Source organism: Rhodanobacter sp. UC4437_H4 (genome assembly GCF_052978425.1).
In genome coordinates, this window is record NZ_CM129673.1 from 1,183,517 (window position 1) to 1,204,587 (window position 21,071).

At 68.5% G+C, this 21,071-nt stretch carries 13 protein-coding genes; all 13 read right to left on the minus strand.

Going from position 1 to position 21,071, the window contains the following annotated elements; genetic code table 11:
- Positions 1-24: 24 nt before the first annotated feature.
- Positions 25-396 (minus strand): hypothetical protein, encoded by a 372-nt coding sequence (locus ACVCL3_RS05620; protein WP_447100681.1) that lies wholly within the window; start codon positions 394-396, stop codon positions 25-27.
- A complete protein-coding gene (locus tag ACVCL3_RS05625; protein WP_447100682.1) occupies positions 393-4,793 on the minus strand; it encodes a protein kinase domain-containing protein in 4,401 nt (1,466 codons plus the stop codon). Before ACVCL3_RS05625 ends, ACVCL3_RS05620 begins: the two co-directional genes overlap by 4 nt.
- A 16-nt stretch (positions 4,794-4,809) precedes the next feature.
- The gene (locus ACVCL3_RS05630) at positions 4,810-5,526 is read right to left on the minus strand and encodes a PP2C family protein-serine/threonine phosphatase (protein ID WP_395117320.1); all 717 of its coding nucleotides are present in this window, start codon (positions 5,524-5,526) and stop codon (positions 4,810-4,812) included.
- Positions 5,523-7,094, minus strand: coding sequence for a type VI secretion system-associated protein TagF (gene tagF / locus ACVCL3_RS05635; RefSeq protein ID WP_447100683.1), 1,572 nt, complete (start codon positions 7,092-7,094; stop codon positions 5,523-5,525). Before tagF ends, ACVCL3_RS05630 begins: the two co-directional genes overlap by 4 nt.
- 4 nt (positions 7,095-7,098) lie before the next feature.
- Positions 7,099-10,626, minus strand: coding sequence for a type VI secretion system membrane subunit TssM (tssM, locus tag ACVCL3_RS05640; protein WP_447100684.1), 3,528 nt, complete (start codon positions 10,624-10,626; stop codon positions 7,099-7,101).
- Between the two features lie 5 nt (positions 10,627-10,631).
- Entirely contained in the window at positions 10,632-12,008 is a 1,377-nt protein-coding gene (gene icmH, locus ACVCL3_RS05645) for a type IVB secretion system protein IcmH/DotU (protein WP_447100685.1), read from the minus strand.
- Positions 12,009-12,012: 4 nt separating this feature from the next.
- Positions 12,013-13,347, minus strand: a complete 1,335-nt coding sequence (gene tssK / locus ACVCL3_RS05650; RefSeq protein WP_395117312.1) for a type VI secretion system baseplate subunit TssK — start codon at positions 13,345-13,347, stop codon at positions 12,013-12,015.
- A 201-nt stretch (positions 13,348-13,548) separates the two neighbouring features.
- Positions 13,549-14,889, minus strand: a complete 1,341-nt coding sequence (tagH, locus tag ACVCL3_RS05655; RefSeq protein WP_447100686.1) for a type VI secretion system-associated FHA domain protein TagH — start codon at positions 14,887-14,889, stop codon at positions 13,549-13,551.
- Between the two features lie 261 nt (positions 14,890-15,150).
- Positions 15,151-15,693 (minus strand): DUF6931 family protein, encoded by a 543-nt coding sequence (locus tag ACVCL3_RS05660; RefSeq protein ID WP_395117308.1) that lies wholly within the window; start codon positions 15,691-15,693, stop codon positions 15,151-15,153.
- A gap of 11 nt (positions 15,694-15,704) precedes the next feature.
- Complete coding sequence (locus tag ACVCL3_RS05665) at positions 15,705-17,666, minus strand: type VI secretion system Vgr family protein (RefSeq protein WP_395117306.1); 1,962 nt, start codon at positions 17,664-17,666, stop codon at positions 15,705-15,707.
- A 112-nt stretch (positions 17,667-17,778) separates the two neighbouring features.
- Entirely contained in the window at positions 17,779-19,092 is a 1,314-nt protein-coding gene (locus ACVCL3_RS05670; protein WP_447099478.1) for a tetratricopeptide repeat protein, read from the minus strand.
- Positions 19,093-19,236: 144 nt separating this feature from the next.
- Positions 19,237-19,524 (minus strand): PAAR domain-containing protein, encoded by a 288-nt coding sequence (locus ACVCL3_RS05675; protein WP_395117304.1) that lies wholly within the window; start codon positions 19,522-19,524, stop codon positions 19,237-19,239.
- Positions 19,525-19,606: 82 nt separating this feature from the next.
- Positions 19,607-21,046, minus strand: coding sequence for a metalloprotease TldD (gene tldD / locus ACVCL3_RS05680; RefSeq protein ID WP_447100687.1), 1,440 nt, complete (start codon positions 21,044-21,046; stop codon positions 19,607-19,609).
- Positions 21,047-21,071 lie beyond the last annotated feature (25 nt).

A 21,071-nucleotide genomic window follows, 5' to 3' on the forward strand; every position in this document is an offset into this window, starting at 1 on the left:
CGGAACCGGCAAGCCCGGCGCAAGCTAGCCGCGCAACACCCAGTAGGCGAGCGCACCCAACGCGATGGCGAGCAGCAGCACGCCGCCCGCCACCGACTTCCAGCGCGTGGCCGGTCGCATCGCCAGCAGGCTGGTCAGGGCATGGCTGGCCGAGTCGGCGGAGGCATCGTCACGCGGCGCCGCCGGCGCCCTGCGCGGTCGCGGGGTGGTGGTGGCCGTCGGCGGCACCAGGGTGTTGCGGGCGGTGACCACCGCACTGGGGTCGTACAGGCTTTCCAGCAATCGCCGGCGACGCGCGCGATACTCGGCGCGGGTGATCCGGCCAAGACGATGGGCGTCGTCGAGCACACGCAGATCCTGGTTCACGGCACGCCCGCGTTCAGCGAAATCGATCATTTCACCTCCCTGAGGATGCGGAAGCCGACGTCGCGCTGCGGCGAGCCGCCATCGCTGCGCTGGGTGCCCACGCTGCAATCGGACCAATAGCTGGTGTAGCTGCCGCCGCGCACGGCCACGCTGCCACCGCTGACGACCCACTCCCAGGCGTTGCCGGTCATGTTGACCAGACCCCAGGGATTGCGCGAACGCCCGCGGGCGGAAACCAGCGCGCCGCTGCCGTCGCCGCCGCCAGCCGAAGGCGGCACGCAGTTGCTGTCCTCGGCCTGCTTGAAGCGGCCGCCGGCGCTGGCGGCATTGAGCCATTCGGCATCCGTCGGCAGGCGATAGCTGAAGCCGCTGACATCGCTGAGCCACCGCGCATAAGCCTGCGCCTGGCTGAGCGGGATGTTGGTGATCGGCGCATTGCCGAGATCCGGATCGCTGACCGACTTGGCTGCGCACTTGCCGGATGCGCGGCAGAACGCGTTGAACTCGTTGATCGATACCTCCGCACGCGACATCGCATACGGCCGTCCACCGCCCGCGCCAGGCACCACCACCATGAAGGGGCCATACGACGTCCCGAAGCTGTCGCGGCAGAACTTGCCGGTCCCGGCCATCCCGGCTTTGGCGCACGGATCGGGGCCGCTCGGCCCGCTCGGCACATTGGCGACCTTGCCCGGCTGCGCCGGTGTCGGTGCGCCGGGCCGGGGGATCGGCACGGGCCGCCCCGGCAGGGCGCCCTGCTCCGCGGCCGGCGTCGGCTCAACGGGCGTGGCGGGTGCGGGTGCCGGCGCCGGTGCCGCCGCGGCACTCGGCTTGACCCGGTCGAGTTGCTCCTCCAGCGTCTTGCCGGTCAGCTGGCCACGAATGCGCATGTCCGACTCGAGCGCGGCCAGCGCCTTCGGATCGTTGCGCCGCACGCTCGCCAGCTGCTGCTTCAACCGTGCGTAATCGGCCGTGCTGGTCGGCTGCCGGGCCGCGGCCATGATCGCCGCCACCACGTCGTAGCGTGCCTTCGCGCCACGCAACTGGGCATTGCCGCCGAGCACCTGCAGGCCTTGGCCAAGCACCTCGGCGGCCTTTTCGTAGCGCCCCTTCTGGAACGTTTCCTGGCCCAGGCCGAGATAGGCATCGGCCAGCAGCTTCGGACCCTCGTTCTGCAGGAACGGGTTGTCCGGCTGCAGCGCCTTGATCCGCGCCAGCGACTGACTCGCCTTGCCGACGTCCGCCGCGGCCGCCGCGCTGCGCATCGACTCGATGCGCGACTTCACTTCCGCATCCGCGCTGTCGCGCGCCGCCTTGGCCTGGAGGTCGGCCTGCAGCGCATCCAGCTTGGCACTCTCGGCCAGCAAGCGTGGCGACTGCGGCACATACTTCAGCCCGAAGTCCACCGCCAGGCGCGCCTGCGGCAGATGCTGCGGATCAGCCTGCGAGGCGGCCACGTCGGCAATCGAGGTGGCCAACGCACCGACCGTGCGGGTGGTTTCCGGCGAGGTATCGCCCTTGAGTGAGGCCATCGCGCTGGCCACGGCCTGCTGCCAGTCGGGCGTGAGCAACGGCTTGGCGGCGAGCCCGGCCAGGGTGGCGCGAGCAGCGGCAATGGCTTGCACCTGCTGTTGCTGCTGGCGCGCCTGCGCGGCGCTGCGGGCCGCACCGACCTCGGCCAGCACGGTGGCGTAGCCGGCTTCGGCCGGGTCCATTCGCTGACCGGCCTGGACGATGCGCTGGGCTTCATCGAGATCGCCAGCGGCGATCCGCTCGCGCGCCAGCTTGATCAGGCTGGCATCGACGTTGCCGCGCACCTCGGCGTAAGCCGGTGCGCCGACACCCATCTGCTCGCGCGCGGTACCCAGCGCGCTGCTGACGTCCTGCAACCACACGGCCGTGCCCAGCGGCTTGGCCAGCAGGTCGTCGACGCGGCGCTTGGCCAGCGCATTGCGTTGGGCTTCGCTGGCGGCCTTCTGCGCCAGCTGGTTCTGCTGTTCCAGCAGTTTCTGGCGAGTCGAGGACAGATCGGCATCGCCGGGAAACAGGTTGACGCCGAAGCCCGCGATGGCGATGGCGCCGTCCAGATCGCCGGCGCCCTGGCGTTCGGCAGCCTGGGCGGCCAGCGCCTGCTTGAGGCGCTCCGCCTGCGCCGGCAGGCGGGCGTCGTCGGCCAGCAGCTTGGCGGCGCCCTGGTAGGCGGTGGCGGCGCGGTTGCGCCAGTCGTCGCTGTTGTCGGGATGATCGAGCAGGCCACTGAGCGAGAGCAGGCTCTGCTCGCGCTGCTGCTGCAACTGCGCGGCCTGCTGTTGCGCCAGTTGCTGCGCGGCGAGCGCCTTGCCCAGCTCATCCAGTTGCGCGCCGCGCTGCTTGATCCGCGTGGAATCGGGGAACAGGCGGCTGGCCAGCTTGAATTCGGTCGCGGCCTGGTCGACCTGCCCGGCATCCAGCGACTTGCCGATCGCCGCGTCGTACTTGAGTTCCAGCTCGGTGTTCTTCAGCAGCGCGCTGGTCGGGTCGATGGCGCGGATCTTGTCCAGCGTGGCGACCACGTTGTCCGGCTGGTTCTCGAAGATCGCCCCGGCACCGATCTGCTGGCTGAGTTGCGTGTCGAGCGCGTTGAGCAGGTCGTTGCGCTGCTTCTCGATCTCGCTGCGCTTGATGTCCAGCGCGGGCGAATACAGTTTCAGGTCGTCGCGCAGCGTGAACACCTTCTGCGTACCGGCGTAGTCGTAGCGACCCTCGGTTGGGTTCCAGTACGCGTCGATCCGACTGAGCAGGAACTTCTGGATCAGGTCGCTCTGGTCGACCACGATGCGCTTGCGGTCGTCGTCGCTGAGCGTGTCCAGTGCCTGCAGCGCCTGCGACTCGCTGGCGTAGCGATCCGGCCGGGTCAACGTGAAACGCTGGATCACTTCGTTGACGTGATGGTCGTGGCGCCAGGTGACCCAGCCCCACACGCCGCCGGCGACGATCAGCACCGCCGGCACACCGTAGATCAGGAACGGCAGCGCGCGCTCGCGCAAGCCCACGTCGCGCAGGCCGTCCACCAGCTCGGTGGCGCTCTTCAGGCGGTCCTCGGCGCGGAACGCCACGCTGGCGCACAGCGTCTTGTACTGCTGCTTGGTCAGGCCCTTCACCGGCGGCGGCTTGCGCCCTTCGCGCATCGCCACCTCGGCACTGACCTTGCCGTAGGGATGGGTGCCGGTAAGCAGTTCGAACGCCACGCAGCCGAGCGCGTAGACATCGTCGCTGGGTACCGGGTCCTTGCCCTGGATCATCTCCAGGCTGGCGTAGGCCGGGGTCAGCGCGCCGAGCGTGCCGGCGTCGAACACGGTCTGCTCGCCCACCGCATCGCCCATGTGCTTGCCGGCGCGGGCGATGCCGAAGTCGAACACCTTGGGCACGCCCTCGCGGGTGATCATCACGTTGGCGGGCTTGAAATCCGAATGCACCACGCCGGCCGCATGCGCGCGACTGAGCGCGCGGGCCATGCCTTCGATCAGCGGGCGCGCCTGCTCCAGCGGCATGCCGTTGTAGGCCTTTTCGCGGATCAGTTGCTTGAGGTCGGAGCCGTCGACGTACTCCATCGTCATGAAGACGATGGTGCGATCCTTGTCGAAATCGTAGACGCGCACGATGTTGTCGTGCGCCAGCTGCTGCGAGCGGCGCGACTCGCGCTGCAGCGAGATCAGCGAATCGGGGTGACGGCGGAACTCGTCGTTCAGCACCTTGACCGCGACGTACGGATCGCGATCGCGCGCCTCCACCTTGCGTTCGTCGCGCGCCTTGTACACCACGCCCATGCCGCCGCGACCGATCTCGCGTTCGAGATAGAAGCGACCCTTGAGCAGCGAGCCGACCGCGACGAAATCGGCGGCCTCCGCATCGCCGATGTGCTGCCAACTGGACTGGCTGCCCATGCTGGAGCTGGTGCCGGTCATGCCCTGACGCGTGCCCTGGGTGCCGGTATGGCTGGTGATCTGTCCCTCGCGCGGCGGCAACGGCGCGCTGGACACCGGTTTGACGATGGTGGCCTCGTCGGTCGGCGGCTGCGGTGGCCGCGAGGCCGGCTTGACCACGGTGGCCTCGTCCAGCGGCGGCGCCGGCGGGCGCGAGGGCGGCGCCACGCGGGTGGCCTCGTCGTCCGCGGACGGCGGTGGCGGTCGCCGGGTGGTCGGCTTGACCATGGTGACGTCTTCGTCCGGGCTCGCCGGGCCCGGCTGCAGTGTCGCCAGTTTGGCCAGCAAGGCCTTGGCGATCAGCGGATCAATCCGGCCCGCCGCCTGCTCCTGGCCGATCCATTCGACGCCGGCACGATGCTCGTCGGCGGACAACGACGGCAGCGCGCCCAGCGCTTCGAACAGCGCGGGCAGCTTGATTTTTTCGGCCTGGTAGGCGCTGACCAGTTCGGCAATGGAATTCATGGATTGGTTGCTGTCTTCATGCTTGCAGGCCGACGACGACGGCCGAAATGTTGTCGCGCCCGGCGCGGCCCATGGCCAGCTCGAACAGGCTCTCGACCAGATCCTGGGGCTGCGGATGCACGCGGCACTGTTCGTGAAGCTCGCTGTCGGACATCTCCTTGTTGATGCCGTCGGAGCAAAGCACGAACGTGGTGCCGGGCTGGCTCCCCGCCACCACCCAGTCGACGAACAACTGGTCCTCGGCACCCACGGCGCGGGTCAGCACGCCCGAACCGGCAGCCGGCGGCGGTGCGGCACCAAAATGAGTGACGTCGACGTCGCCGCCATGCACGTGGTCGCGGGTGATCTGGCGCAGGCGGTCGTTCTCGTAGCAATAGGCGCGGCTGTCGCCGACCCAGCCGCACAGCGTGAAATCGGTGTCGCGCACCAGCACCACCACGGTCGAGCCGATCAGGTCGACGCCGCGTGAGGCCGCGGTCTGCAGCAGCTCCGCATTGATCCCGACCAGCGTGTCCTCGATCGACTCGATGAAATCGAACACGCTGCCGGCACGCGGCAACGCGCCGAGGCGTTCGACGATCATGTTGCTGGCGTAGTCGCCGGCAGCGTGCCCGCCCAACCCGTCGGCCACCACCCACAGGCCGACTTCATCGCGCACCAGGATCGCGTCCTCGTTGTGCTTGCGCACCTTGCCGGTCACCGTGCGGCCGGCGGAAACATAACGGGTGGTCATGCGTGCACCTCAATGACCGCCAACGGCCAGTGGTCGGGACTGGCGCCCAGTCCGGCAGCCGCCGCGATGCGTGCGCGCGCCTCGCTGCAGGTGCCTGCGGCCAGGCTGCGCGCCAGCAAGTCCGGCGGCAGCTGCAGCAAGGGGTGCGAGGCCATCAGCAGCAGCCGGTCGCCGGCCTGCAGCGCGCAGCTGACTTCGCCGCAAGTCGGCTGCGCGGTCGCGCCCAGGCCGGGCGCAGCCAGCGACACGGGACTGAACAGCAGGTCGTCGAGGTCGTCGCTGCTGTTGCTCGCGCTGGCGGCCGGTGGCGCATCGCTGCGCGCGAAGAACGGTTGCAGCCGGCCGTGCCGCCAATGCCAGCCTGCCGCCGCGCCGATACGCAGCAATGCGGCCTGGCCGTCGGCCACGTGCGCGGCGATCACCGCGCAATCCTCCGGCACCGGGTCGACGAGATCCTCGCCGAACTGCCGCAGTTGCGGGTTCAACGCCATGATGCGCGTGCGCAGCACCTGCATGCCGCCGATCAGTTCGGCGCCGAGCATGTCGCCGGCAATCGCCGCCACTGCCGCCACGGCCTGCTGGCGCGGATCGGCCACGCCGACCTCGGCGGCGACCAGGCTCAGGCCGACCTCCGGCCGTTGCAGCACGGCGAGGGCGGCGACCGGCGTGTTCGCTGCCGCGGCGACATCCGCCGCGAGGGTCACGTCGCCGAGCGGCATGGCCGTGGATGCGGCGGGCGAGCTGCCGCCCAGGTCGGCAAGCAGGTCGAGATCGTCCGGCAGCCAGGAGTTGATGGAGGCCACCGGTGGTGGCGCGTCCATCGTCAGTGGCGCGGTTGCGCGCGGAGTTGCAAGCTCGAAGCTGCCCAGCGTCTGCCACGCGGCCGTGCCCTGCCCGGCGTCGAGCAAGCCGGCGTAAGCATCGGCGCCGGGCAAGCCATCGGTCGCCAGCACACTGGCCGGGACGCGCCCCGCGCCATCGGTCCACCACAGACACCAGCGCCCGGGGACGGCGCCGAGGCGCTTCCACAGATCAGCCAAGGCTGTCGCACCGCCATGCGCAGGCAACGGCAGGCGCCAGTGGCTGGCCGCTGTCCAGTCCACCTCACGCCACGGATCGGGCCGCGTCTGGCCGGCATCGAGCGGGCTGCCCAAGACCGCGACCTGCGCGTCGAAGTCGTCCACGCCGATGCCCGCATCGGCCTGCGCCGCGCGGTGCAACTGCTCGGCGCGTTCGAACCATTCCGCGCCATCGCCGATGGCTGCAGCAACGTCGGAGAGCGGCGCAGCGATCACCATCGGAAAACAGCGACCCACGCGATCGGCGCCCGGCCCCATGACGCCAACCCACGCCGCCTCGCCGCATACGCCCGGCGCGAGTGCGAAACGCCACGCCGGGCTGGCGTGGAACGCCTCGTGCCAGGTATCGCCCAACGCGTCGCGGCTGTGCGCCACGGCTGTCTCGAAGTGCCGGTCCCAGGCATCGACGAAGCTGGCCGGCAGCCGTCGCTGCACGAAGTCTCCCGCGCAGGGCAGCTTGCCGAAGAAGCCTGCGGCCGCGGACGGCACGCGCTCAGCCTCCGCACCGGAAGCTGGACAGGGCGTTGCTGAGGAACGGATTCTTCAGGTTGTTGGCTTGCAGCGTCACCTTCGCCACGTGGCCGCCGAAATTGAAACTGGCCACGAAGCGCAGGTCGGACTGCTTCTGCAGGTTGGCCGCCTGCAGTGCGCGGAAGAACGCCCAGTCGCCGCGATAGTCGAACGTGGTGAGCAGGTTGCCGGCGGTGTCGTAGGCGGAGATGGAGACGCGGCCCGGCTGCGGTCCGGGCCATTTCATGCTGACGTTGGTCGCGCCACCCGGCTGGTATTCGTATTTCTGCCCGTCGACGTCGATCACCAGCTTGCCGATGCCGGCATCAAGCACCGGCGTGAGCCAGGTGAAATCGACTTCCGGCAGGTTGCCGCTGCGGAAGAACATCTGCTTGATCCGGTCGGCGCCCTGCAACTGACCCAGCATTCCGGCCGAGCCGCTGATCGCGCCGGGCCCGGTCTTCCATTGCCAGTTGCGGCCACTGGCGTCGATCAGCTTGCCGGCGGTCTGGTTGAAGAAGCTGTCGAAGCGCCCGCCATAGCCGAACAGTTCGCCGAAGTTCTGCAGCGGGATGTCGTTGTTGCTCGACGGCGAGAACGGGTAGCGTCCGCGGGTGAAGTCGGCGCAGTCCTTGCCGACGGCCTGCTGGTACTGGTCGTCCAGCGCGCTCTTGGTGCCGCTGGCCACCAGCGCCTGGCTCTTGCCGGTGAGTGCGGCAAACCAGTTGGAGGCCGGCGGCGGGAGTTGCGCCGCAGCCTGCTGGGCCAGCAGCAACTGCGGGTTGGGCTGGCCGGCCGCGTTGCTGAAATCGCCCATGGTCAGCAAGGTCTTGCTGAGGTCGTCCAGCGTCTTCAGGGTCTGGTCGATCGGCTGCGCGCCGGGCGCGCCCTCGGTGAGCTTGTCGATCTCGGCGAAATGGTCACTGATGACCTTGCCCGGTTTCTCGCTGGCTGCATCGCCACCCGCCGCACCGGTGGCCCCGGCCTGCGCCAGCGCCCGCGCCAGCGCAGTTTGCGTGGCACGCTTTTGCGCCAGCTTCTTGGCCACGTCCTCGGCCTTGTCGGCGGCATCGCCGGGCGGCGCGCGCATCAGGTCGCTGGTGTTGTCGCGCACCACCTTGAGCAGCAGCTTCAGCGGCGAGTTGGGGCCGGCCAGCTTGGCGGCGATGGCGCTGGCGTCCTGGATGTTGTTGATCGGCTGCAGTTGCAGGTCGGCGAGAACATCGTCCCAGGCCTTGATGTAGTCCTGCTCGTAAAGCCCGAGCACCTGTTGCGCGAGCTGAGCCTTCTGCACCGCGTCGATCTTGGTGGCGCCGAAGACCCAGTCGTCCGCGGCGAACTGCGCCACCGACTGTTCGATGCCCTTGTCCACCTCATGCTTGAACACCGGCTGGGTGAACAACGCCGGGATCGGATCGGACAGCGGTTTGCCGCTGCGCCGCTGGTACACGTTGCCGAGCAGGCCCAGTTCCTTGTCCAGCCGCAGCGGCGGGTAGTTGCCGCTGCCGGCGGTGAGCTTGAGGTTGCCGTAGATCAGCGTGGCAAGGTCCGCGGTGCGCAGCGTGCTGCGCGCCTGCTCGACCAGGTTGTCGTCCAGGCTCAGCGGGCGCAGGCGCCCCTCGTGCGCGACCAGTGCGTCGAAGTGCTTGCTCAGCGCCTTCTGCAGCACCGGGTCGTTCGGAAACAGGCGCTGCCACTCGACCCCGGCCAGCGCCACGATCTGGTCGTGGTCCAGATGCTTGGGCTCGCCCAGCATCAGGTAACCCTTCAGGTAGTAATAAAGCATCTGCGGGTCGCCGGCGTTGGCGGCCAGCCCGGCGCGGAACTGCGAGGCCACGCCGGGCAGCAGGATCGCGTTGAGCTCGCGGTAGTACGCATCGCGCACCTCGTCGCCCACCGCGTTGCCCTGGTACAGGCCCAGGCGCATCGACAGCGGCACGTCGCCCTGGTGCTGGTCGGCCACGTCGACCGCCGCGGACAGCGCTTCCAGCCGCTCCAGCACCAGCGCGAAATACGCCTGCTGGTTCGGCGCCAGCGAGAGATCGCTCTGCGCCGGATACTTGGCCAGCGCCGTGTGCACGTCGGCCAGATAATTGCCGTTGCGCCGATAGCTGGTGGCCAGGCCGAACACCAGCAGGCCGCAGGCCAGCAGCACGCCGATGTAGCAGGCCGCCTGCAGCAGCACCTTCTGGCGCTCCAGCTTGGGATCGGTGCCGGCGAAGCCCGATTCGCGGAACAGCACGTCCTTGAGCAGACGCTCGACGAAGAAAGTGCGGCTCTGCGCGCCGGGCACGTGCAGGCGCGAGGCGTCCAGCCCGAAGGTGCGCGCCACCGCGCCCATCATGCGGTCGATCGGCGTGCCTTCCTGCGTGCCGGAGGTGAAATACGCGCCACGCAGCAGCAGCGGCGCGTCGTACTGATGGCCCGTGAACACGCCTTCGACGAACTGCCGGGTGATCTCGCGCAAGGCGCCCAGCTGCTGCGGAAACGACAGGATCGCCGCGCGCCGCTGGCGGTCGCGCTCGCGATGCAGGCGATCGAGGATGCGCGTGTTGAGCCGCTCCAGCAGCAGGTCGAACTCCGCCAGGAACTGTTTGGCCGCGGTGCCGGCCATGGTCTGGTCGACCGGGAACGACATGCCCCAGACCTGGCTGCGCAGCTCCGGCGTGAGGTCGTCGAAGAACTCGGTGAAGCCGGCCACCAGGTCGCACTTGGTGAACACCAGGTAGGCCGGCACCCCGATGCGCAGGTGCTTGGCCAGCTCGTCCAGCCGCTGCCGCACCGCCATGATGTGCTGCTGCCGCCCGGCCTCATCCAGGGTGAGCAGGTCCGACAGGCTCATCGCCACGATCACGCCGTTGATCGGCCGCCGCTTGCGGTACTTGCGCAGCAGGTTGAGGAACTCCGTCCACGCCGACGCATCCGCGCCGCGGTCGGAGTCCTGGGTGGTGTAGCGTCCGGCGGTATCCAGGAACACCGCCTCGTCGGTGAACCACCAGTCGCAGTTGCGGGTGCCGCCGACGCCGCGGATCGCTTCCTTGCCGAACTTGTTCGACAGCGGGAAGTTGAGGCCGGAGTTCTGCAGCAGGGTGCTCTTGCCCGAACCCGGCGGGCCGATCACCACGTACCAGGGCAGCGCGTACAGGTTGGTGCCGCCGCTGCGGTTCTTGCGCAAGGTGTCCACCGCTTCCTGGAAGCGCCCCTGCAATTGCGCGCGTTCGTTGGCGGCGCGATCGTCGATGCCCGCAGTCGCCGGCGCACCCTGCTCGCTGAGGTCACTGGCCATCTGCCGCGCCTTGCCGCGCACGCGCATCTGCCGCACCTGCAGCCACACCGCCCAGATCACCACGATCACCAGGATCACCAGCAGCCGCACGACCTGGCTTTCCAGCGGATGCGACTCGCCGAAACCGAGGTAGGGGCCGCCGAACCAGATCAGCAGACCCAGCAGCAGCAGGCCGACGAGGGTGATGAACAGGCGGGATTTGAACAGCGCAAGAAGCTTGCCCACGATGTTCAGTCCTCCGGGCTGTAGAGAATTTCGACGCGACGGTTGCGCGCCCGGTTGGCTGGCAGGTCCGGCGGCAGCGCGATCGGCTGCGACGAACCGGCACCGCTGGATTCGAGCCGCCCGGCGTTGTCGATGCCCTCGCTGAGGATCTGCACCACGGAACGCGCGCGCGCCGCCGACAACGCGTAGTTGTCCTTGAACTTCAGCGAGTGAACCGGCTGGTCGTCGGTATGGCCAACCACCACCACCCGGCCCGGTACCTGGTTCAGCGCCGCGGTGATCGCGTGCAGCATCGGGATCTGCCGCGCTGTAACCTCGGTACCGCCGGAGGCGAACATCGCCGGTGCATCGAGCCGCACCAGCGCCGAGCCGTCGGGCTTCTCCTCCACGGTCAACGCGCCGGCCTGCTCCTGCGGCGCCAGCAACTGCTTGAGACTCTTGCGCTCGACCTTGGGCTGGGTCTGGCGCAGCCGCGACTCGTCCGGCGGCACCGCGCTGCGCAAGCCGATCTGCGCCACCTGCGCGCTGACCGGCGAGGACAACTCGTTCAGGCGGGTGTAGAAGTACAGGAACGCGCCCAGCAGGATGCAGGCGCCGGCCGCCACGATCACCCACAGCGGCACGTAGCGCACCAGCGGGTTGCGCCGGTCCTCGATGCCCTTCCAGTGCGGTGCCAGTTCGTCCGCCGCCGGCGGGCGCTGCGCCTTGATGCGGCGGTAGAGCTCCTCCTGGATGTCGGCCAGCTTGGCGCGGCCGTCGGCCTCGATCTGGTAACGCCCGCCGAAACCGAGCGTGAGGCAGATGTACATCAGTTCGATCAGGTCGATGTGGCGCGAGAAATCCGCGCACAGGCGATCCAGGATCAGGAAGAACTTCTCGCCACCGTACGATTCGCCGTGGAAGGCCACCAGCAGCGTCTTGGCCGCCCAGCCGCTCTGCCCGCCCCACGGCGTGTTCATCACCGCCTCGTCGAGCGTGGTGCACAGCACGTAACGCGCGGCGGTGATGGTTTGCGCCGCAATGCCGGCGGCTTGCGCGTTGCTCTCGAACTGGCGCACCTGGGCGATGACCTGCTCGCGCAGGCGCGCCGCGTCGGGCTGTGACGCGCTGTTGCGCAACTGCACCGACAACAGCAGCAAGGGGCTGGCCGCCTGAACCAGGGTATTGAGTCCGGCACCCAGGAAATCGCCGATTGCGGCCGCGGGAACCTGTGCGTGACCCGCCGCCGGCCGTGCCGGCGCGGCAGTCGGCCGGGTGGCGGGAAGCGCTGCGGGAACAGGAGCGGGCGCGGGGGTCGGCGCAGCCGGTGCAGGTGCGCCGCGCGGGCGGACTATGGTCCGGTCCTGCTGCGGATCGTCGTCGTGGGGACCATTGCTGCTCATGCGCTCAACCTCGGATCGCCCAGAGTTGCAGGTCGAGACCGGCGAACTCGCCGCCAAAATGGAACGCGATGCCGCCCGACGTCTTCAGGCTCCGCCACATCGGCGAATTCTTGTCGAACTCGAAATACAGGTAGCCGGAGTTGTACGGAATCTGCCGCGGCGCCACCGGCATCGGCGCCACCGGGATGCCCGGCAGCTGCAGGTTCACCAGGTCGCGGATCTTCTCCACCGGACCGATCTTCGACTGCGCCGGCAGCTGGCGGCGCAAGTCTTCGGACTTCAGGTCCGCCTTCGCCGCCAGCACGAAGGCCGCGGTATCGATCAGGCTCAGGTCCGGCACCACCGCCACCCACACGCCGAACTTGCGCTGCTGCATCGGGATCGGGATCGCAGTCTGCTCCATCACCGCGCTGAGGCTGGTGCGCAGCGCCGCGATCAGCGGCTCGAAGCTCGCGTACAGCGCCTCGTGGCGGTACGCCGGAAATGCCGGGGGACGCTTGCCGGCAGCGGTGAAAGTGGCCAGCTCGCCGGCCATCTCGGCCAGCACCCGGTAGAAATCCTCCGGATGCAGGATCGGCGCGGCACAGAGGTGCGCGATCAGCGGCTGATAGCGGTTGACCACCTGCAGCAGCAGGAAGTCGGCGATCTCGGCGGCACCGCCGCGATCGGTGACCGCCACGCGGCTGGCCAGCGCCTCGCCGCGCTGGTGCAGCAGGCCCAGCAGTTCGGACAGAAACGTGCTCAACCGCGACGCGGCCTGGCAGCTCAGCACCGTCGGCATGAACGCCTCTTCCAGGATCACCCGCCGATCGGAGCGGCATTCGACGATGCGCGCCACCGGAATCTGCGCCAGCCCTTCGAGCGGTTGCGACTGCGGCAACAGCCGGCTGTTGAGCCCGCCCACCTCCAGCACGGTGAGCCCGTCGACGCTGCCGGAGGCGTCGCGCACCTCGGTCTCGCGCACACGATAACGGAACAGCTTTTCCGCCGGCGCCTCGGGCCGGCCGCTGTCCGGCTGCGCCGGCGAGCGCAGCGGCAGGGTCAGGAAGACGGTCTGGTCGCGCCAGTTGTCGTTGACGTCCAGCGCCAGCGGCAGCGGATCGTCGCCGGGCATGTCGAACGGCGTGCCATCGGGAAACACACCACGCGCGCGCTTGATGCCGAGCTTGCCGATCGCCAGCAGGTCGGTTTCCAGCTCCAGTTCGGAGAAGCCCCAGGTGTAAGGACGCAGGCTGCCGGCGCGCAGTTCGACGAAACGCTCCAGGTAACGCTCCTGCTGCTGCAGGTGCTGCGGGCGCAGGAACAGCCCCTCACTCCACACAACCTTGTTGTTTTCCATGCGTCGCGCTGCCCCTGTCAGAAGTTCCCCCGGCTGCGCTGCCGGGATATGCCGCGTCGACCCGCTGTCGCCGACCGATGCTGCATGGAAAAACATCCGCGTCCGTGGCGCCCCCGGCGCCCGGAAATCCGTCGAGAAAGAGCGGCCCTGCCCTTCCTGCACCCCATCGAACGCGGCGCGTCCGCAATCGCCATGTACCCGCTAGCGATGCGTTGCCTGCCGCATTCTCCGCGCCGATTTCAGGCGTGACAACTGTTCTTCGTACGCACGCGCGAACTCGTCGCCGAACAGGCGCCGGAAACAATCGTCCGGGTCCTTGTTCAAGCCTTCGAAATGCTCGCGATATCTTTCCCAGTACTTGCCCTTGCCGGCGAACGCCGAACGCTTGGAGCCGCCATCGGCCTCCTGCTCGAAGCGATCCGGGTTGAAATGCACCAGCAACGACTCGAATGCCGCCCGCACGCCTGCCAGCATCGCCATCTGGTGACAGCGGATGTCGTCGAAGGCATCCTCGAACGCCGCGGTGCCGGACATGAAGGCGCCGCCGCTGGGCGCCATGATCTTCTGCAGCGCCTCCTCCGGGTTGGGCGCGAACTTCAGCGGGTTGTTCTCCGAGCGCTGGATGATGGTGACCGGCAGCCGGAACGTGTTCTTGATCTCGGCGCGCGCACGCAGCACGTCCATCACGCCGTCGACCACGACGCGGAAGATCTCGTCCACGCCGGCCGGCAAGGCGTGCGACCCGGTGGCCTCGGCGCGATCGACCGCGGCCATCGGCATCGGCGCGGCGGGCATCACGCGCGGCGCCGCGGCGACCGGCGCCGCCGCCACAGGCGGCACCGGCGCGGAGAAGTCGCCCATGGTCAGGTCCCAGTTCTCCGGGAGCTGGTTGGCCTGCCGCTGCTCGTTGGTCATCGGCGGGTGGAAATGATCCTGCGTGCTGGCGGTGTGGTTCCAGCTGGCGCTGGCATTGCCGGTGGTGGCACCAGACAGCAGTTCGGAAGCGGGATCGCCCGGGCCGAGGAAACTCAGCGGGTCCAGCGCACCACCGACACCGACCGCACCGGGGATCAGGTCGGCATCGGCCGGAATCGTGTTCGGCGAGGGCTGCGGCGGCAGCGACGCCATCGGCGACGACAGCCCGAAATCCAGCGGGTCGATGTCGGCACCGATCGCGGCGGAGGTCGGCGGCGCCAGCAGGTCGGGCGGCGGGATCGTGGCGCCGGCATCGCCCAGGTGCACTTCCACCTCGAAGGTGTCGATCAGCAGGCGATCGCCGTCGGTCAGCGCGGAGGGTTCGCCCTTCACCAGCGGCGCACCGTTGAGCAACATGCCGTTGGTGCTGCGATCCTCGATGAAGTAGATGCCGTTGAGGTAGCGCACCATCGCATGCACGCGCGACACGCCCGAGGCGCCGAGCACCCAGTCGCAATCCTCGGAACGACCGATGCTGCCGCCGACGCCCGCGAACGTCCCGCTGCTGCGGCTGCCGAATTGGGCAGCCTGATGACCGGCAACGGCGAGGATCAGGCTCTGCGACATCGGTTTGCTCGAGTGTTCCCTGGTCAAGGTGAATCAGCCGGCGCCGCGCACGATGGATTCCATCCACGTCCCGACCGGGCTCGCCGTCCGGCCTGGCTGCTGACTGTTCGCGAAAAACCGCGGCTCCGTGGATCGGTCGCCGCCACGCGCGAAGCGCGTGATCGGAACTGCCGGCATGGCCTGACTGACGCGCGGAAACCGTCCGCGCCATCGTATCGTCCCGAGGTGCAGCGGGCAAGCCGCGAACGCGCGCGACCGGCCTCAGGCTCCCGCCGCGCCGTCGCCGTTGAGCAGGCTCAAGGCCGGCTTGATGAAGGCGGCGCGACGCGCGGCGAAGGTATCGACATCCAGCGCCGCCAGCATGTTGATCGCGGCCACCACCGCGCATGCCGTGAGATGGTCGGCCGGCGGCACCGGCGCCTCCTGCGTGGCGGGCGCGAGACTGCCGCCGGACCAGCCCGCGGCAGCGGCGACCCAGGCGCCGGCGGACTTGTAACCGCCTGCGGTGGCGAACTCGAACGCCGCGCGGCGATTGCTCTCGTTCGGCTCGCGCACCCACTTCTCGGCCAGCGAGGCGCCGGCGCGGTCTTCCGCATCGAGCGTCTGGTCGCGTGCGCACTGGCACAGCCATGCCACGGCGTAGCGCTTGGGCAGCATCCGCGCCAGCAGTTTCAGCGCATCCTGCACCTGGCCGGCCTCGACCAGCGCCTGCACCGCCGCGTGCGCGGTCATCTCCGGCCGCAGCAGCGCACTGGCCGGCTCGGACAACTCCATCTGGATCGATGCCTGCATCACGGATGACATCTGTGCGTCCTCTAGCCGATCATGATGATGCCGCCGGACAACTGCGCCATGGCGTCGCCCTTGAGCGACAGCATGGTGCCCTTGACCGTGGTCGCACCGCTGCTGGAAAACTCCGCCGAGGCACCGGCCTTGGCCGCCACCGTGGCGTCGCCGTCGATCTTGACGCTCACGCCCTTGATGCTGACGTTCACGCCCTTGATGTCGATGGCGCCGGATGACTTCATCACGATGCTCGCCGCACCGGTCACCAGCTCGATCTCGGTGCCCGCGCTGAGCTTGAACTTCTGCCCGATGGTGGTCGTGCCGTTGCCGGTGACGTCAAGCTTGTCGTCCTTGCCCACGGTGGTCGTGCGCTTGCCCGTGACGTCCTCGGTCTGGTCGTTCTTGACGGTCATCTTCTCGTCGTGGTCCACCGTCACGACACGGTCGTTCTCCACCTCCACATGCATGTCCTTCTGCGCATGCATGAAGAAGTCTTCGCTGCCCTTCTTGTCCTCGAAGCGAAGCTCGTTGAAATCCTCCGCGCCGCCGCCCTTGTGGCTGCGGCTCTTGATGCCGCTCTGGGTCATGTTGTCGGGCAGCGTGTACGGCGGCATGTTGTCGGCGTTGTAGACGCTGCCGATTACCAGCGGCCGGTCCGGATCGCCTTCGAGGAAGCTCACCACCACTTCCTGGCCGACGCGCGGAATGCTCACCGCGCCCCAGTTCTTGCCGGCCCACGAGGAGGCCACGCGCACCGGACAGGAGATGTGGAAGTTTTCCTTGTCCGGCTTGTTCCAGTGGAACGTGACCTGGATGCGGCCGTACTTGTCCACCGAGATGTCTTCGGCGGTGTCGCTGCCGGAGACCACCGCGGTCTGCAGGCCGACGATGCCGGGCTTGACCGCGGTCGGCATGCTGCGAAACGGCTGGCGACTCTGGATCGCCGAGAAATGGCAGAAGAACTGGTTGCTGCCCTGCGCGCCGGAGACCTCGGCGGCATTCTCGATGTGCACGGTGGAGCCGACCACGAGGTATTCCTGGTTCAACTCCGCGCGCGGGAACTTGGTCAGCTTGAACAGCGCGCCGGTCAGCACGCCGCAGACGTTGGTCGCGCCGGTGCAAAGCGACTGCGCGACGTTGATCGCCTCCAGCCGCACCTGCGCGTAATGCTTGCCGGCGGCGGCGGTCAGGTGGTCGCCGGGGTAGTCGAACGAATCGAGCTTGGGCACCCGATGGTTGCCGTCGGCGTTGCTGATCGACTCGAACCCCAGCAGCGACTTCTTCGGGTCCAGCGGGTCGTAGTCGGTCAGCGAATACTTGATCGTCTGCACCGAACGCGCGGTGCTGAACTCGGTGATCGCCGGCTCGCTTGACGCCTTGCTGGTGCCGGTCTGCGGCCGATACGGCAATTCGTCGAAGCCGCCGGTGGCTCCGTGCGCACCGAGCGAATCGGCCAGCACCATCGTGTGCACGCCATCGCGGTGCTGGAAGAAATAGTAGATGCCCTCCTGCTCCATCAGTCGGCTGATGAAGTTGAAGTAGCTCTCGCGGTACTGCACGCAGTAATCGCGCTCCGGGTAGTCCCCACTCAGGCTCAGCTTGACGTCGCTGTAGCCGATTTCGGCGAGCACGTCCTTGACGATCGTCGGCACGGACTTCTTGAGATAGATGCGGCAATCGATCTTGTGCAGCAGCAACCAGGGCTTCGGCACCAGGGTCAACGCGTACTCCGCCTGGCGCTTGCCGGAAAAGCTCTCGAACCCCGTCTGCGAAATCTCCGCCACGATGCCGTTGAAATGCCGGGTGTAGTCGCCGGTGTCGAACGTGACGGTCATCGAGCTGCCCAGCAACGGCAGCAGCGCAACTTCGCCATCCTTGCTGAGTACTTTGAGGTTGTACGAAAACAGCTGCCCCAGTTGTTCGCTGCCGGAAAAGCTGGCTGGTTGCAGCTTGTCACCGAGATCTGACTTCAGTGTCATTTGATGCGGCATGTCCGTCCTCCCCCAACGGTCCCGACGGCATGGGCCGGCAAACCAGTCCGGGTATCATACGTCTGGCCTGTTTGGGGAGTCCATTGGCGCCCTGCGGCGCTTGCGCGCCTCTTCAATTGCCGTTCGCGGCGGGCTTTTGCGCCAGCACCACCCAGCCGGCCACCGGCCTGCCCAACTCCTTGCGCAGCGAATCCGCGCTGATCGACGGATCGGGAAATCCGGCGGCGGACAGCACGCGTTCGACGCACCCGCGCGTGTGCCGATAACGTCCGCTGGCGGACAGCTCCAGACGATCGCCTTCGCCGTCCAGCACTTCGAGCGTGAAGGCAAGCCAGCCGCCCGGGCGCAACGCGTGATGGGCGGCCGACAACACCGGCACCAGGTCACCGAAATAGATCAGGGTGTCGGCGGACAGCACGACATCCCAGACGGGCGGGCTCGCGCGCAGCCACCCGGCCAGTTCCGCCTCCACCAGCTCGTCGTAACCACCGCGCTGGCGCGCCTTTTCCAGCATGCCGCCGGACAGGTCCACGCCCACCAGGCGCTGCGCATGCGGTCCGATCAGCGGCCCGCACAGACCGGTGCCGCAACCGGCATCGAGCACGTCCAGCATGGCCTGCGGCGCACCGAGACGATCCGCCAGCGCGCCCACGAGCACCTGCGGCGCGCGATAGTTGAGGTTCTTCAGCAGCATCTCGTCGAAGCTTGCGGCGAAGCCGTCGAACACCTGGCGGACATAAGCGTCCTCCGCGCGTGCAGGCGCCGCCTCGCCGCCGCACGCGGCCAGCATGTGCCGCGGCACCGGGTTGTCGGGCTCGCGCGCCATCCAGTCGCGATAGACCTCGATCGCCTCGCCGCTGCGGCCGAGCATGTACAGCGACACGCCGAGCGCATCACGCGCGCGCAGGTTCTGCGGATCAAGCTGCGATGCACGCGTGAAGCAGCGCACCGCTTCCTCCACGTCTTCGATCTGGTTGATGTGCCGACGGCGGAACATGCCCATCAGGTAGTGCGCGTGGCCCAGTTGCGGCTCCTGCGCCAGGAAGCGGGCGTAGATCTCGCCGGCGTCGTCCACGCGGCCCTGCGCCTCAAGCACCAGGGCCAGATTGCTCAGCGCGTCGTGGTGCCGCGGCTGGTGGCCGAGCGCGCGCCGGTAGCAGGCCTCGGCCTCGGCCAGCTGGCCGCACTCCTTGTGGATGTTGCCCAGGTTGTTGTGCGCATCGGCATGCTGCGGGGTCGCGCGCAGCGCCATGCGGATCAGCCGGATGCCTTCCTCGCTGCGGTTGCGCTGGTGGCACAGCACGCCGAGGAAATGCAGGGCATCGGGTTGCCCGGATTGTCGCTGCAGGACCTTGCCGTAGAGCGCCTCCGCCGCGTCGAGCTGGCCGTCGCGATGCGCGGCGATCGCGTCGCCCAGGGTGGCCAGCACACCGGCAGCCAGCGCACTGCCGTGCGGCCGGCGTCGGCTTCGATCCGACGAAACACGCTTCAAGTCGCCCCCTTGCCACGCGCAGTCGCGTCCGGCACAAGCCCCGTCCGCCGCGGACGGGATACCGGAACCGAACGACGTCTAGTTGATGATGACGGTGAAGCAGCCGAGCACGATGGTGCCGCCGTGTGCGGTGCTGTCGCCCATGCGCGCCGCAGGCAGGCCTCCGATCAACACCTTGGGTGCGCCCATGACGATGGTGTCCGGCGGGCCCACGCAGGTGACCATGTCGCTCACCCGTGCGGCCGGCAAGCCGCCGATCAACACGGTGGGTGCGCCCGGCGCGACGATAGGGCCGCCGACGTGCGGCACCACGCCGGTTACCATCGGGCACACGTGCATGTCGGTGAGGCGTGCGGCGGGAGGCATGGCGAACTCCGTGGCTCGATGGCGTGACCCGGCGATGGTACGCCAGTTCGGCGCAAGGAGTCAGCCGCGTCGCATGCCCGGATTACGAGGCCGTACCGCCCACCGTCATCGAATCGATCTTCAGTGTCGGCTGGCCCACGCCCACCGGCACGCTCTGGCCGTCCTTGCCGCACACGCCCACGCCCTCGTCCAGCGCCAGATCATTGCCGATCATCGACACGCGATTGAGCACCTCGGGGCCGGAGCCGATCAGGGTGGCGCCCTTCACCGGGCGGGTGATTTTCCCGTCCTCGATCAGGTAGGCCTCGGAGGCGGAGAAGGTGAACTTGCCGTTGGTGATGTCGACCTGGCCGCCGCCGAAGTTCGGCGCGTACAGGCCCTTCTTCACCGAGCGGATGATTTCGGCCGGATCGTGCGATCCGGCCCGCATGTAGGTATTGGTCATGCGCGGCATCGGCAGCGCGGTGAACGATTCGCGACGACCGTTGCCGGTCGGCGCCATGCCCATCAGGCGCGCGTTGAGCTTGTCCTGCATGTAGCCCTTGAGGATGCCGTCCTCGATCAGGGTGGTGCATTCGGTCGGCGTGCCTTCGTCGTCGATGCTGAGCGAACCGCGGCGACCGGCCAGGGTGCCGTCGTCGACGATGGTGACGCCTTTCGCGGCCACGCGCTGGCCGATGCGGCCGGAGAACGCGGAACTGCCCTTGCGGTTGAAGTCGCCTTCCAGGCCGTGGCCGATTGCCTCGTGCAGCAGCACGCCGGGCCAGCCGGGGCCGAGCACCACGGTCATCTGGCCGGCGGGCGCGTCGGTTGAATCGAGGTTCACCAGCGCCTGGCGCACGGCCTCGTCGGCGAAACGCAGCGCACGTCCGTTCTCGAGCAATTCGCGATAACCGTAACGGCCGCCACCGCCGGAATAGCCCTGCTCGCGGCGACCGCTGGCTTCGGCGATCACCTGCACGTTGATGCGCACCAGCGGGCGCACGTCGGCGGCCAGGGTGCCGTCGGAGGCAGCGATCAGGATGGTGTCCATGGTCGCGGCGAGGCTGACGATGACCTGCTTGATGCGCTGGTCGCGCGAGCGCGCGTAGGCGTCGACCTCGCGCAGCAGCGCGATCTTGTCGGGATTGGGCAGGCTCTCCACCGGATCGATCGCCGGATACAGCGCGCGCGCGTCGTGCAGTGCCAGCGGCTTGCCGGCGCCGTTGCCGCCGTGCGCGATCGCGCGGGCTGCCCTGGACGCCTCCAGCAGTTGCGGCAGCACGATCTCGTCGGAATAGGCGAAGCCGGTCTTCTCGCCCGAGATCGCGCGCACGCCCACGCCCTGCTCGATCGAGTGGCTGCCGTCCTTGACGATGCCCTCCTCCAGCGTCCACGACTCGCTGCGCGAATGCTGGAAGTACAAGTCGGCGGCGTCGATCGACGGACCCATCAGCTGGCCGAACACGCGGTCGAGGTCGCCGGTGGCGATGCCGCCGGGGGACAGCAGCTTGCTTTCGGCGAGATTGATCAGTGAATCCATGGGTCAGCGTGCCTGTGGTCGATCC